Below are 14,669 nucleotides of genomic sequence, written 5' to 3'. Positions count from 1 at the left end.
CTCAATTTACAATATATTTTTCTTAAAATTTTACATACTATTAATATAAAAGTTTAAGGAGTTGATTTCATGAAAAGTATAAATAAAAAAGTATATACAAAAGAAAAGTATTTAGCTAATGGTAATAAAACTCAAAACCAATGGTCTAAGAATCATCTTAACACAACTATAGAAGAGCCTGCACTTAATGAAAGTGGAATAGAAGCAAAGAAAAGAGGCTTCTAAGCAGTTAATAACCACTTAATTAAAAGGCTCTGTTTTAAGTAAATGTTGATTTTAGCTAGTCAAAAATTAAAGGTCATAATTTATGAAAGTTTAGTATCTAATAGTTTCATAAGTTATGACCTTTAGTATATTCATATAAACTTATTAGTTTCTTATAATTATTAATCGAATTTAGTCTTAAAGTTAGGATTATTATAAGATTCAAAGCAAAACATTTTTTTACTTTATGTAATTCCAGATTTGCACTTTCACTAATTATTTCAGAGGCTATATTTTTAAGTTGCTTAAATCTTTCTATATCATATACATCCTTTGAAGAAGCTAAACCTGCCTGTGCAATGGAATCTATTTCTGTAGCCCACCTTAACCATTTTTCCATATTATAACCTCACATTTTAATTAAAAATCTTTTTATTAATTATAGTATATTTTTATTAGATTAAAGATTACATTTTACATATAATGCCCACTTTTACATGTTTTTTACCCAGTTATGCACAAACTATTCCATATAATTTAAAATCTTGTTAGAATACATTTGTAATATCTCTTAAATGAAGTTTGTAATATTTATTTTAATAAGTAAGGAGTTGATTTATTTTGAAAAACACGCAAAAAGCTTTAATAGCCGTAATCGCAGTTATATTAACAACTCTTTTTTCTCCCTTAATACTTGAAAATATATTTTTAAATAACATAGCTTTATATCTAGAACAAAGAGTATTTTGCTTTACATCTATGGAAGCTCTTTCAAGTGTTATAAATTCAATCCTTGCTTTATTAGGAATATTATTAATTGCATATTCTGTACTTATAAATAAAAACAAATAATATTACTCAGTAATTTAAGTATATTACTTTAAATTTGGTAAGAAACCTTACATAAAATTACCACCATAACTATCATCCTAGGAATAGAACTGTCCACTCTATTCCTAGGATTTTTTGTTAAACTTTCTCTTTCTATTTTAGCTTTATAATAAAGTAATATTATGATAATATTTTTAATATAAAACTAATGATAATTATTTTGAAGGAGAATATATGACAAAAGAAACACATTCAACAGGTGGTATATGCATTTCTCTTATAATGCTCAACTCACTTATAACTCTATTTTTAATACCCTATGATATAGCTTATAAGATTTTATTAATAGCTTTATTTTTTCATTTTTCTTATATAGGATCTTTATTTCCAGACATAGATCACAGAAAATCTTCAATCAGTCAAATGTATCCATTTCTTTCTAAATATCTAGGAAGCAGATGTAGACATAGAGGTTTTACCCATAGCCTCTTATGTTTATCGATAATAATATTAATTCTTTATACAATTGTACATGTTAGTAACTTTAACATAATATTTTTAGTAATTTCTATGGGATTTATTTGCGGTTATGTATCTCATCTGATTTTAGACTTTTTTACCTCAGAAGGAATTGAGTTATTCTTTCCTTGGAAAGCTAACTTAAAAATAGCAAAAATCAAAACTGGATCAAAACTTGAAAAAATGATTAACAAATTACTTAAAATCGTTAATATTTTTCTTATCGGCTATAACATATACTTAATTTCATATAATATTTTAGGAATTAATTTATTAAGAACTATTGTTAACTAATAAAAAAACACTCTATATTATTTTTATATTGAGTGTTTTTAATTTTTTATATTTAATATTTGGAACAACATAATAATAATTTCATAAACTAATATTGTGAAATTGCTTTTTCAATATTATGTAAGGAGTTTTAGTTATGGTAAGAAGAAATTATAATCCAAATGAATATAATAATTATTATAATAATGACGAATCTGATTATTACGATAGATATAATAACAATTACCAAGATAGCTGTTATGATGATAACGGTTATAATGATAAATGTTGCGATGATAAATGTCGTGATGATAAATGTCATGATGATAAATGTTCTTTCGAAATAAAGTGTGGTTGTTGTAAACCTGGTCCAAGAGGCCCTATGGGCCCTAAAGGTGATAGAGGTTGTACTGGCCCTATGGGTCCTATAGGGCCTCAAGGTCCTCAAGGTCTTACTGGTCCTCAAGGCCCTCAAGGTCTTACTGGTTCTACTGGTCCTCAAGGCGACCCTGGCCCTACTGGACCTCAAGGTGATCCTGGCCCTGCTGGCCTTCAAGGTCCTCAAGGTGATCAAGGTCCTGTTGGTCCTCAAGGTACTCAAGGTCCTGATGGTGACATCGGTCCTACTGGTCCTCAAGGCCCTCCTGGTGTTCAAGGTCCTGCTGGTCCTACTGGTCCTCAGGGTATTCAAGGTTTTGTTGGTCCTATTGGCCCTATTGGCCCTCAAGGTCCTCAAGGTCCTACTGGTCCTACTGGTCCTCAAGGTCCTCAAGGTCTTACTGGCCCTGCTGGCCCTACTGGTCCTCAAGGTCCTGCTGGTTCTCAAGGTCCTATTGGCCTTCAAGGACTTCAAGGTGAACCTGGAAGAAACTTTAATGATACACTATTAGTTAGTTATTCAGCTACAGCAAGTCAAAATATTAATGCCAATGGTATTTTCACTTATAATGTTCAAAATCCTAATGGCTCAACATTCACAGCAATAACAGCTAATATAACAAATGGAACATTTACAATAAATGAGGCTGGAAGATACCTATTTATGTGGTCATTTAATTTAGACAATATAAATCCTTCTACTGCTAGTGCATTGGTTTCTTTATTTAAAGGTAATTCTAGAGTATTTTTATCTGGAACTCCTAGGGTTGAACCTGGGCAAATAGGAGTTGTTAATGGAAGTATTGCTGTAAATGCTAATGCTGGTGATGTATTTACATTAGTCAATAATTCTACAAGAAATGTTTTAGGCCAAATAGTATCAGTACCAATTGCTGTAACTCCAGCCATTTTAGGAGAATCTACTGGTATAAACACTGGAATAGGTTCATGGGTTCAAATAGTTAGAGTTGCTGATTAATAAAAAAATAAAAGACCATACACTAGTATGGTCTTTTATTTTTATCTTATAGCTGTTATAACATCTGTCTTAGCAGCCTTTCTAGCTGGAAGTATTCCAGCAACAAACCCAATTATTAAACAAAAAGCAAGAATACCTAAAATTAATGAAACACTTGGAACTGCTATTTTTTCTATAGCTTGTCCCATCATATTTTGTGTTATTGATCTTGCTGCCGAATTTATACCCCATGTTGCTAAGCCACCTAATATTATGGAGATAAATCCTCCAGTAATTGATATTGCACAAGCTTCTCCGACAAAGATTTTTATAACATCTTTTATGCTTCCACCAATTACTTTAATCACTCCAATTTCTCTATTTCTTTCATATATAGCCATATCCATAGTATTGGTTATACCTAAAGCAGCTACTAAAAGAGAGATTCCTGCTAATGATCCAAGTATTATACTTACACCTAATAGCATGGATCTTGTTTGTTTTTCAAATTCCTTAAAGGAATTTGTTTGATATCCCATGTCTCTTAATATACCTTCATAAGACTCTAACATTTCTTTATCATCAACTCTAACATCTATTCTTTCATAGGTTGTAAGCTGTTCTTTCAAATATTGCTCATCCACAAATGGAGCACTTTTTATCATATCGTCAACAAGTTTACGTGAACCCTGAATTTCATAGTTGCTCTGGCCATTTCCACTTGTTAAAACCCCAACAATATTACAAGTTACTTGCTTGCTCTTTATTGGATTTCCATTTTCATCTACTCCAAAATCTTCTCCACCTAATTTTACTCTTTTTCCAATAAGCTGTTGAAATTCAGAATCGTCTTTAACCTTTTCTTCCCAAGTATACCCTAATAGTTCCTTTGCTACATCATATCCAAGTAATAATTCCTTGCTTCGTGGTCTAGGAGTCTTTCCTACTAAAATAGAACTTTCTGGAATCAAATTTGCCTTATCATTAGCTAATACCCTTGAATATGTTTGTACTTTCCCATACTTTATTTGAGTATGAGCATACCTTTTAGGCATTACCTCAGAAAAATATCCTAAATTATTTAATTCTTCAACATTTTTATCTGTTAATTTACTTTTAGAACTCTCCTCATCTTTACCATCTGTTTCTCCACCCCAATTAGGATATATATTTATTACAGATGTATCCATTAAACTTTCCATTTCATAAGTTAAGTATCGTTCAAAGCCGTTTGTTATAGAACTTATTATAAAAATTGCAAGACAGCCAATTATTACACCCATCATTGTAAAAATTGTTCTTGTCTTCCTTTTCCACATATTTCTCCATATTATGGATAATAAATCAGTAAATCTCATAAGCAATCACCTAAAATCTAAATAAACTTTTTATAAAGGATACTAAGCCTAATTTACCTCTTTTTTGTGGTTCTTCATTTACAACCATCATGGCTGGAACTTTACATGAAGTTGTCTCTGTGTATTGTTTTCCAGTTGTATCTTCATAGGTTATTTCAATAGAGGCATCTCTTTCTTGTTCAGATGGTGTTATTGCTATATCCATATACTCTTCACCTTCAACATCTATTCCCCCTATATTTTGTTCTATAACTTCTGTATCTATAGTAACCTTGGCCTTTACATTCTTAACTTTAGTTTTACTATCATTTCTTAAAGCGGCACTAATGGCACCTTCACTAGGTGTAACTCCACTTATACTTAAGCTTGGAGTATTTTGAACCATTATTCCAACTATTTTAGTTATTTCTTCTTGTTCTTTACCTTTTTCATTGAACATAACACTAGTAACGAAATTGTGTACCCCAGCCTTTATATTAGGATCACTTGCTAAGGTTATGCTTATATACTTAACATCATTTCGTGCTATACTCCCAACATATATTTCATTTGTTGTTCCCACAGGCATAAAGCCATCTAAAGTGCCTTTTCCCTCTACATTTACGATTTTAAGTGATACTCCATAAAGACTATTTCCACTTATATTTTCAACCTTAAAGGTTAATGTAAATGGCATTCCTGGTTCCACTACATCCTCATCTGTTGTTACTGAACTTATTATTAAATCTTTTGACTGAATGTTACTAGCTTGAGGTGATACTTGCTCTCCCCCATTTAAATTATTACCATTATTTTCTCCATTACCATTTTCATTTCCCATTTCAGATAAGGCATTAGAAACCTTATCTGTAAAAGCAAAAGTCTTTTGTGGAACTGATACTGTTGTCAGTATAGTAGCTAAAGCTAAAACTAAACTTAAATTTCTTTTTTTCATATTTTACCCCCTAAATTTCCCAATTTATATAAACACTAATTTTTGTTTATTAACTTTTACAAAGAAGACCATCTTCCATCTTTATTACTTTATCTGCATATTCATAAACTACTTGAGAATGAGTTACTACAATAAAGGTTGTATTAAATTTTTTATTTAAATCTTTTAATAAATCTAATATTTCTATAGTAGTTTTACTATCTAAATTTCCAGTTGGTTCATCAGCTAAAATTACACTTGGATTATTTACTAAAGCTCTAGCTATAGATACTCTTTGTTGTTGTCCTCCTGATAATTCAGAGGGTTTATGATCCATCCTATCAGCTAATCCAACTCTTTCAAGCATTGATTTTGCTCTTTCTATTCTTTCTTTTTTAGGAACTCCAGAAAAAATTAATGGCATTTCTACATTTTCCAAAGCTGTTAGTTGAGGCATTAGATTGTAACTTTGAAATATAAACCCCATATTTCCTCTTCTAAATAAAGCAAGTTCATTCTCATTTAATCCTTCAATATGATAATCATTTATAACTATTTCTCCCTCATCACAAGGCATTATTCCCCCTAAGATATTCAAAAAAGTTGATTTACCTGATCCAGATTCACCTATAATAGCAGTAAATTCGCCTTTATTTATGGTTAAACTTATACCTTTTAATATTTCAACGGAGGTATTTCCAACTTTAAAGGTTTTCTTTATATCTTTACATTGAATTACCATGATTTCCCCCTTTTCAAAAGATTACAGACTTTCCCTTTAAACAATATATTTTTACAAATTCTCACAATTAAGTATATCTTTATTGAATTTAAACTTAATAACAAATTAATTACTGTACCATGAATATTAAGTAAATAAAAATAAAATAAAATGTAAAAAGCTTATAATTAGTTTAAAACTAATTATAAGCTTTCTATACTTTTCTGATTTTAAAATATTTATTCTTCTATTAACTCTTCTATAAGTTCTTCTAATTTTTCAGGTTCAACTGTAGGTGCAAATCTAGCTATAACCTCACCCTCTTTGTCAATTAAGAACTTAGTGAAATTCCATTTTATCTCATCACCTTCTGTAGTAAATCCTAACCCCTTTAATTTATCATAAAAACCTAAGGATGATTCATCTTCTTTTGCCATTGGAGCTTCTTTCTTTAAAAACTTATATAACTCATTGGCATTCTCTCCATTTACGTCTATTTTGGCAAAAGTTTTAAATGTTGTACCATAATTTAGTTTGCAGAAGCCTGAAATCTCTTCATTACTCCCTGGTGCTTGATCAAAGAACTGATTACATGGAAAATCTAATATCTCAAATCCTTTATCTTTATACTTGTCATAAAGCTTTTGTAATCCTTCATATTGAGGAGTAAATCCACAACCAGTTGCAGTATTAACTATTAAAAGTACTTTTCCCTTATAATCACCTAGAGAAACTTCATTTCCTTCAACATCTTTAACTTTAAAATCATATAACATGTTAATCTCTCCTTTTAAATCATCTTGTTTCCCAAATTTAATTTATCCTATTTGAAAAATTTTAATCTAATTATAAATTTTAAAAATATGTTTTTTCTATTCCATTAAAACTTGTATTTAATCTATGAAATTATTTTCTTTACCGTTATGTCATTTTTAATTAATTAAAAATTAATTTTATTAAATATTTATTATTAATTATATGATTATAAAGTTTCAATGTCAACAAAAAAATCTACTAACAAATAATATTTATTAGTAGATTTTTATTTCTATTTGATTACTTAAGATTTATTAAAAATTACTTCCTGCTAAATAGCCTGTTGAAAATGCCATTTGAAGATTATATCCCCCTGTTTCAGCATCTATATCTATAACTTCTCCTGCAAAATAAAGATTTCTTATAAGTTTTGATTCCATAGTAGAAGCATTTATCTCCTTAACCTTAACTCCTCCTGATGTTACCTGAGCAGCCTTTATTGTTAAGGTTTCTCTTGCAGTAAGCTTCATTTCTTTCATATAAGCTATGATTTTATTTTCATCTTCCTTCTTTAAATCACTAGCTTTAATCTCTGTTAATCCTAGCATTTCAAATATTTGCTTTAAAAAGTTTTGAGGTAATATTCCCTTTAAGTTATTTAATACAGTCTTATTAGGATTACTTCTTATTATTTGAGATAATTCCTCTTTAGATTTATCTCTTAAAAAATCTAAAGTTAGTTCAACTTCTCCTTGATCTAAAGCTTTAGTTATATAAGAAGATAACTTTAAAACTGCTGGGCCAGATACTCCAAAGTGAGTAAATATCATATCTCCAAATTTCTCATATTTCTTCTTTTTGACCTTAGCTGAAACAACTACATCCTTCATAGCTACTCCTTGAAGATTTTTCACAAAATCTTCCTTAGTAACAATAGGAATTAATGCTGCATGAATTGGAGTTATTGTATGGCCATACTTTTCTAATATACTGTACATTTCTCCATCTGAACCTGTGTTAGGGAAACTCTTTCCTCCAGTGGTTATTATGATTTTATCGCCTAAAATCATTTTGCCATTGTCAGTAATTACTCCCTTTATTTCACTGTCTTCTATTACTAAATCACAAACCTTAGTATTATATAAAACCTTTATATTGCACTCATTTAATTCATTTTTAAATATGCTTATTACCTCTTCTGCAGTATCACTTTTAGTGTATACTTTCTGATCTAATTCAACCTTATATTCTAAGCCTTTCTTGCTTAAGTAATCTAAAAGTTGATAGTTTGAAAAAGTGTACAATGCACTATACATGAATTTATTATTTGTAACTATCTTATCAAAGAATTCCTCTATATCTCTATTGTTTGTTATGTTACATCTTCCTCCACCAGTAAGCCTTAACTTCTTACCAATTTCATTATTTCTCTCTATTAGTATAACTTCATCATTAGCTGATGCTGTTAAGGCTGCCATTATACCAGCAGGGCCTCCCCCAACTACTATTACCTTTTTCTTGCTCATTTGTTTCCTCCAAATTTTTAACTTCTAAATATTATATACTTTTAATTTTTATTCAATATATTTTATCTATTAAAACTTTTTTCTACTTTCAAAAAACTTAATATATGAAAATTATATATGTATTATACACTAAAAAAGGGGAGTAAAACTATATAATAATTTCACTCACCTTAAAGTTAAAATTTATTTTTTATTTGACATCAATTACTTTATAATCTTTTATATCACTTAGATTACTTGTTCTATGCCAATAAACAAGCTCTAAATGATTATCTATATCTATATCTTCAAACTCTAAAATATACTCTCCTTCTCTTTCTGGATTTTCATAAAATCCTCCTAAAATTCTTTGTCCATACTCATCCTCATCTTTTACTTCTCTTAACATAATATCCCTAAATAGAGTTAAAGGATTATAGTTACTCTTAAAGTAGAATTTTATTTTACCATCTTCCCTTTTAACCTCATAAAATCCTCCCTTTAAATCTTCTCCATAGTTCATCTCCACAGGATATTTTATTCCATCCTTCTCTTCTAACTTAATATCTAATTCTTCTTTATACTCTTCATCTATCCTTGCATAAATAACTTTTATATCTTCAGCATTTTTTATATCTTCATATTTAATATTCGGAAAATTAAGTACTGATACAGTTCTAGGAATAATTAATGATGTATCTTCCATTACTGTACCATCCCACCATCCATATGCTTTTCCATCAACCATTAAATAAAATATTGAATTATCTTCAAATGCTCCAAGTCCATCAAACCAAAGTTTAGATTCAACAATATTTCCTTCAATGGAATTTATTTTTATATTTTTATCTACTCTTTCATTAACTCGTACTTTTTCTATATCCCTAAAACTTGAACTAAAATCTACTTTAACATTAAAATCAGCACTTATATAAGTATCATTTTCTTGAACCTTTGTTGCAACTAAATTTAACTCTCCAATTTCTCTCAACTTTTTATCTGTTGTATTTATCTCAGCAGTTAATATTGCTGTATAATCATCTAAATAAGTTACATCAGTTCCAGAACCCCAAGAATGTACTCCAAACTTATTCATATTAATATCAACTCTAAAGTTATCTTCTTGTACTAATCCTTTTAAAGCTACAGGACTTTCAACCTTAACTCCTACAAGCAAGTCAGTTGGAGTTCCTACTATATTATCTATTGTAAACTTGTATCCATCAACTTCTTTTGTTTCCCCTATATAATTTGTGTAATCTTCAAACCCTTTAAAGAAGCCAAGTTCTCTGTATATATCACCTATAATTGGAATATTAGCAGCTATTACTGGCTTACTTATAACTCCTGCTGTGAGTATTCCTAAAGCTAGAGTAGCTGCAATAGCTGATTTCTTAAACTTTTTATTTTTTCTATCTTTTATAGTATTTTTAATTTTTTTTCTTACTCTCTCTTTTCCTATTTCGCCTAAATCTACCTTTGCTATTTCTATTTCATCAATATTAATCTCATCTATTTTATCTAAAATATCCTTTGGATTCATCTTATACATTCCTCCCCTTAAACTTAGCCTTCAACTTATTTCTTGCTCTAAAAATTCTAAGATTTATAAACTTATTAGTTAATCCCATTTTCTTGCTTATCTCTTCACTAGTTTCCTCTAAATAAAATTTTCTTAAAAATATTTCCCTATCAATATCCTTCATAGAATTTATCTCTTTAGTTACCATGTCCAATTGATTTTTACTATGACATTGACTAGCTAAGCAAACCTCTTCTGATACATTAACATCTGAAATATCTAAAGTTTTTGAATGTCTTACTTCTTTTCTTAATATATCTATTGCTGTATATCTTGAAATAGCTAAAACCCAAGGATAAAACTTTTCCTCCTCCTTATTAAAATGATGTATATTATCCCATATTTTTAAGAGAACATCATTTACACATTCCTCACTTAGTTGTCTATTATTTAAAACTCCATAAGCAACTTTAAAAATAACATTAGAATAATTATCTATAACGTAATCTAAAGCCGTTATATCCCTCTTTTTTAATTGCCTAAGGAAGTTCCCCTTATTTATCATTTAAATTTCCTCCTACTAAAACTGAAAGTACTTTCATAGTTTCAATAATATATTCGTAATAAACTTTAGAACTATTTCAATATTTAAAAAATTTTATAAAAAAGGTTTGATTCACAATGTAAATCAAACCTTTATATTAAAGTCTTAATAATAATTACTCTATAAATCATATTATATTTTAAATATTTCAATCATAGCTTCAAAAAGTAAAAACATAATTATTGTAATAATTAATCCTGGTGCAATATAAATTAAAAGTGCAATAGACTTATTTTTAATCTTTTCTGCTTTAATAAATAAAAATCCTAAGAAAAAGTATATTATTAAAAAGAAATACTGTGATTGAAAACTATCCATTTATTTCCTCTCCTGTATTTTACTTAACCCTTAATACAAATAATTCTTCAAGCAATTTGTATGTCACCAAAACATAATACTATAAGAAAGAAACTTTTTTTGTAGAAATTTGGCATAATGATAAATTTTTCACATAAATTTATTATTTAAGTTCTTAAAATCAATATTGAAACATATATTATAGCCAGTAGTATTTCAAACTTTATAAAGGAGGTTTTCTTATGAATTCACTATTGCCACAAGCAGTTAATCTCTTAAGTTTTATACATTCTGGTGAAACTTTCATAGTAAAAGATCTTTTCCCTAAAATAATTTGGGATAAGCTATCACTGACAGAAAAGAGAACCTTAGAATCTGCATTTCTTAAATATATAAATAAAAAAAATGATTTAAGAATCAAAGCACTAAATGAAATCAGAGAAGGTCATCAAGTTTATAAAAAACTTTAGAATAAAATTCATTTGATAATAAATAAAAAATAAGCAATTTAAAATTAAATTGCTTATTTCTAATTTCTATTCTATAGATTTAAATTTTTCTTGTATTCCATAGGACTACATCCCTTTAAATTTTTAAAAACTCTATTAAAAGTTTTAACACTATTAAAGCCTGCTTTAAAAGCAACATCTGTTATACTATTTTCCTCATTTAATAATAGCCATTCAGATTTTGCTATTCTGAAATTATTTAAATAATCTATAAAAGTCATTCCTGTATTTTCTTTAAAAAATCTTGTGAAATAAAATTTACTAAAACCCGCTACCTTTGATATTTCATCTAAAGTTATACTCTTATCATAATTCTTTTCCACATACTGCATTACACTATCTAACTTTTCTAATCGCTCTTTTTGTTTTTCAATATTTTCACTTTTGCCAGTATCTTTAGGAAGAGATCTCAAAAGTATCCCTGCTAAATCATAAAGTCTAGCTTTTAAAAAAAGTTTATATCCTTCCTTTGCCTCTTCATGTTCTCTTATAATATCCTTAATTTGTTTTTCTAACACTTCGTGAATTTCATCTTCTTTACTAAGCAACTTACAATTAGAAAACATAGGCTTTAATGTTAATCTATCCTTAGTTCCAGAATTAAAGCTATCATATATTGACATTCTAAACTGGATAACAGCTCTAATGCTTAAATTATTTTCCTTTAGAAAATAATGAACTTCTCCTGGTCCAATTATAAGAATATCTCCTTTATTTAGGTTGTAACATTCTTTGTTTACTCCAGCCTTTAATTTCCCATTCACTATATATATTATTTCAATATCTTCATGCCAATGATGTGGTGTGCTTATATTTCCATCATTAAAGAAAAATCTCATGGGAAAATCAGCTTCTAATACTGTTTTTTCAAAATATCCCTTCATATATCCATTTCCCTTTTAAAACATTAAAATTAGGCATATTATACTTCCTCCCTTATACTTAATTTTATTATATATTATGTAAAGAAATAATTTGTAAATATATTGTTTTATTGTTTATATTCTACTTAATGAAATAAGAGTTGTATAAAATATTTGCTAATTTACACAACTCTTATTCTTTAATTTATCTTAATTAAAATAAATATAGGCTTACATATTATAAACTCTAAAACTTTATTCTTACGCCTTCTTTACCTGATTTGTAAATATTACATATCATCTTTTGAGTTTTTAGTGCCTCTTCTCCTGTTATCTCTGGTTCAATTCCATTTTTTAATGCCTCATAGAAATTCTTTATCTGCTTTTTATGACTTGTTCCCCAATATCCTTTAACTCCATTTCCATAGTCAAAAGTTTCATTCGGATCATTATCAGCAATCAATTCTCTCCCATCATTAAATTTTATATGGGCTCTATCTGCTATCATTTTTACTATTCCATTTTCACAATGTAATTCAATCTCAACTGGTGCATCATAGGAATAATAATTTACTGCATGAAAAGCCGTAAGGACTCCATTTTTATACTTTATAACACCCTCTGCACTATCTTCAACTTCTATTATTTCATGTGCTCTGTTACTTATGTTAGCATCTATATAATCAATATCATCATTAATAAACCATCTCATTAAATCCATTGTATGGATAGCTTGGTCTATTATTACACCTCCACCTTCTTTATCCCAAGTTCCTTTCCAATCACTATTAGTGTAATATTCATCTGAACGATCCCAAGTAACCTCTAACTTACCAGCTTTAATCTTGCCTAAATCACCTGATTCTAAGGTTTCTTTTATTAGTTTAGAACCTGGGTTATATCTATTTTGAAAAATAACTCCTAAAACTGTCTTATTATCCTTAGCTGCCTTAACCATTTTTTCTCCATCTTCTAAACTTATAGACATAGGTTTTTCTGTTAAAACATTTATCCCTAAATTAGAAGCATATATAGAAACCTCTGGATGAAGATAATGTGGAAGACATATATGTACCACATCTAAATTTTCTTTTTCAAACATCTCTTTATAATCTAAATAATAATTACAATTATACTCATTTCCTTTATTTTTAGCTCTTTCTTCTTTTATATCGCAAACAGCTACTATCTCTGTATTTTCAATTCCTTTTATTGATTGAGCATGCATAGGAAAAATATTTCCACAACCAACTATTCCAACTCTAAGTTTTTTCATAATAACCTCCTCCATAAACTCACCTTTTATATAGTAGATAAATATTACATCTAAAATTTTAACACTTCTTAAAATTAATACTTATTCAAAATAAACTTAGCTAGGATTTAAACTAGTGTTGATTTTTAGCTAGAAATACAAGACTTCCTTAATTGATAATTAAGTCTTAAGGACTAGCTAAAAATCAACTTTCATTTAAAACCTAATTAAAACGCTCTATATTAACTTACCTAAATATTCTACTCCAAGTTTTAATCCTTCTTTTACTTTTTCCTCAGAACCTTCATATACAGGATCCTCATGCTCTATGCTTAAAACTCCGTCATATCCTACTTCTTTTAATTTATCTATAAATGCTTTCCAATCAATGTCTCCAAGGCCTGGCATTCTATACCTCCAATATCCAAAATCTTCAGTTGTTGAAAGAATCTTATTCCACTTTCCATATTTGCTTAACTTATCTTCAAATATTTCAGTATCCTTAGCATGTGTGTGGAAAATTCTATCCTTAAATTCCTCTATTGGTTCAATATAATCTATTAATAAGTGCTTTAAGTGTGATGGATCATAGTTTAGTCCAAAATTCTTGTTTGGAACTCTTTTAAACATTTCTCTCCAAAGCTCTGGAGTAAAAGAAATTGTTCCTGGATACCCTTGAGTTTGCCATCCATTCATATCACAGTTTTCAATTATAACCTTAATTCCTCTATCCTCTGCATATTGAACTAGCTCTTTAAAAACTACTTCAAATTCATCAAAATTTTCTTCAAAAGTTTTATCTGCATTTCTTCCTACAAATGTCCCCACTGCTGGTACTCCAAGCATTACTGCGGCATCTACACATTTCTTAAAATGATTGTTGATAAAAGCTCTTCTTTCTAAATCTTTATCTAAGTTGTTATCATAGTAAGCTAAAGAGGATATCTTCAATCCTAAATCTTCAAAGTATTCCTTTATTCCCTCTGCCTCTTCCTCAGTAAGATTAGCAACATCTATATCACTTCCAGAATAATCTCTATCATTTGTTCTTGGCCAACATGAAATTTCTAAAGCCTCAAATCCATACTCCTTAGCTAACTTTGCCTTTTCCTTCAATGGCATATTGCCAAGACATCCTGTTAAATATCCTAAATACATAATAAATCCTCCCATACATTTAAAATCTTTAAATTCTTGATTTAA

General features: G+C 28.6%; 17 protein-coding genes. 5 read left to right on the top strand and 12 right to left on the bottom strand.

Translation table 11 applies throughout. The annotated features are described in order from the left end of the window. Positions 1 to 69 precede the first annotated feature (69 nt). Positions 70 to 225: a hypothetical protein gene (locus AC2A4K_RS07825; protein WP_322503504.1), complete on the top strand. Its 156-nt coding sequence runs from the start codon at positions 70 to 72 to the stop codon at positions 223 to 225. A gap of 106 nt (positions 226 to 331) precedes the next feature. On the opposite strand, the gene AC2A4K_RS07820 is transcribed toward AC2A4K_RS07825, so the two are convergent. Continuing rightward, entirely contained in the window at positions 332 to 604 is a 273-nt protein-coding gene (locus AC2A4K_RS07820) for an NUDIX hydrolase N-terminal domain-containing protein (protein WP_322503505.1), read from the bottom strand. A 221-nt stretch (positions 605 to 825) separates the two neighbouring features. Between AC2A4K_RS07820 and AC2A4K_RS07815 the strand changes: the two genes are divergently transcribed. The 3 genes from AC2A4K_RS07815 to AC2A4K_RS07805 all read left to right on the top strand — a co-directional run bounded on the left by AC2A4K_RS07815 (position 826) and on the right by AC2A4K_RS07805 (position 3,184). Then, positions 826 to 1,056, top strand: coding sequence for a hypothetical protein (locus AC2A4K_RS07815; RefSeq protein ID WP_322503506.1), 231 nt, complete (start codon positions 826 to 828; stop codon positions 1,054 to 1,056). A 213-nt stretch (positions 1,057 to 1,269) separates the two neighbouring features. Beyond that, positions 1,270 to 1,848 (top strand): metal-dependent hydrolase, encoded by a 579-nt coding sequence (locus AC2A4K_RS07810; RefSeq protein ID WP_322503507.1) that lies wholly within the window; start codon positions 1,270 to 1,272, stop codon positions 1,846 to 1,848. 136 nt (positions 1,849 to 1,984) lie between these two features. After that, a complete protein-coding gene (locus AC2A4K_RS07805) occupies positions 1,985 to 3,184 on the top strand; it encodes a collagen-like protein (RefSeq protein WP_322503508.1) in 1,200 nt (399 codons plus the stop codon). A 41-nt stretch (positions 3,185 to 3,225) separates the two neighbouring features. Here the strand turns inward: AC2A4K_RS07805 and AC2A4K_RS07800 are convergent, their stop codons facing one another. The 8 genes from AC2A4K_RS07800 to AC2A4K_RS07765 form a co-directional block, all read right to left on the bottom strand. Continuing rightward, positions 3,226 to 4,521 carry an ABC transporter permease gene (locus tag AC2A4K_RS07800; RefSeq protein WP_322503509.1) on the bottom strand — a complete coding sequence of 432 codons (1,296 nt, stop codon included), beginning with the start codon at positions 4,519 to 4,521 and terminating at the stop codon, positions 3,226 to 3,228. A 10-nt stretch (positions 4,522 to 4,531) separates the two neighbouring features. Beyond that, on the bottom strand, positions 4,532 to 5,455 hold the full coding sequence (locus tag AC2A4K_RS07795; protein ID WP_322503510.1) for a COG1361 family protein: 924 nt from the start codon (positions 5,453 to 5,455) through the stop codon (positions 4,532 to 4,534). 49 nt (positions 5,456 to 5,504) lie between these two features. Continuing rightward, on the bottom strand, positions 5,505 to 6,176 hold the full coding sequence (locus tag AC2A4K_RS07790; protein WP_322503511.1) for an ABC transporter ATP-binding protein: 672 nt from the start codon (positions 6,174 to 6,176) through the stop codon (positions 5,505 to 5,507). A 218-nt stretch (positions 6,177 to 6,394) separates the two neighbouring features. Next, positions 6,395 to 6,931 carry a glutathione peroxidase gene (locus tag AC2A4K_RS07785; RefSeq protein WP_322503512.1) on the bottom strand — a complete coding sequence of 179 codons (537 nt, stop codon included), beginning with the start codon at positions 6,929 to 6,931 and terminating at the stop codon, positions 6,395 to 6,397. Positions 6,932 to 7,225: 294 nt separating this feature from the next. Then, the gene (locus AC2A4K_RS07780) at positions 7,226 to 8,437 is read right to left on the bottom strand and encodes a BaiN/RdsA family NAD(P)/FAD-dependent oxidoreductase (RefSeq protein ID WP_322503513.1); all 1,212 of its coding nucleotides are present in this window, start codon (positions 8,435 to 8,437) and stop codon (positions 7,226 to 7,228) included. Positions 8,438 to 8,627: 190 nt separating this feature from the next. Further along, a complete protein-coding gene (locus AC2A4K_RS07775) occupies positions 8,628 to 9,959 on the bottom strand; it encodes a DUF4179 domain-containing protein (protein ID WP_322503514.1) in 1,332 nt (443 codons plus the stop codon). 1 nt (position 9,960) lies between these two features. Then, positions 9,961 to 10,503: a sigma-70 family RNA polymerase sigma factor gene (locus AC2A4K_RS07770; RefSeq protein WP_322503515.1), complete on the bottom strand. Its 543-nt coding sequence runs from the start codon at positions 10,501 to 10,503 to the stop codon at positions 9,961 to 9,963. A 171-nt stretch (positions 10,504 to 10,674) separates the two neighbouring features. Continuing rightward, complete coding sequence (locus AC2A4K_RS07765) at positions 10,675 to 10,860, bottom strand: hypothetical protein (protein ID WP_322503516.1); 186 nt, start codon at positions 10,858 to 10,860, stop codon at positions 10,675 to 10,677. A gap of 221 nt (positions 10,861 to 11,081) precedes the next feature. Between AC2A4K_RS07765 and AC2A4K_RS07760 the strand changes: the two genes are divergently transcribed. After that, positions 11,082 to 11,309: a single-stranded DNA-binding protein gene (locus AC2A4K_RS07760; RefSeq protein ID WP_322503517.1), complete on the top strand. Its 228-nt coding sequence runs from the start codon at positions 11,082 to 11,084 to the stop codon at positions 11,307 to 11,309. A 71-nt stretch (positions 11,310 to 11,380) separates the two neighbouring features. On the opposite strand, the gene AC2A4K_RS07755 is transcribed toward AC2A4K_RS07760, so the two are convergent. From AC2A4K_RS07755 to AC2A4K_RS07745, 3 genes are all read right to left on the bottom strand, one after another. Next, positions 11,381 to 12,232, bottom strand: coding sequence for an AraC family transcriptional regulator (locus tag AC2A4K_RS07755; protein WP_322503518.1), 852 nt, complete (start codon positions 12,230 to 12,232; stop codon positions 11,381 to 11,383). Positions 12,233 to 12,458: 226 nt separating this feature from the next. Beyond that, a complete protein-coding gene (locus AC2A4K_RS07750; RefSeq protein ID WP_322503519.1) occupies positions 12,459 to 13,487 on the bottom strand; it encodes a Gfo/Idh/MocA family protein in 1,029 nt (342 codons plus the stop codon). A 216-nt stretch (positions 13,488 to 13,703) separates the two neighbouring features. Then, on the bottom strand, positions 13,704 to 14,624 hold the full coding sequence (locus AC2A4K_RS07745) for a sugar phosphate isomerase/epimerase family protein (RefSeq protein WP_322503520.1): 921 nt from the start codon (positions 14,622 to 14,624) through the stop codon (positions 13,704 to 13,706). Positions 14,625 to 14,669: the final 45 nt, after the last annotated feature.

It is taken from the genome of Clostridium sp. LIBA-8841 (assembly GCF_057782475.1).
This window is presented reverse-complemented; position numbering and strand designations above follow the sequence as displayed.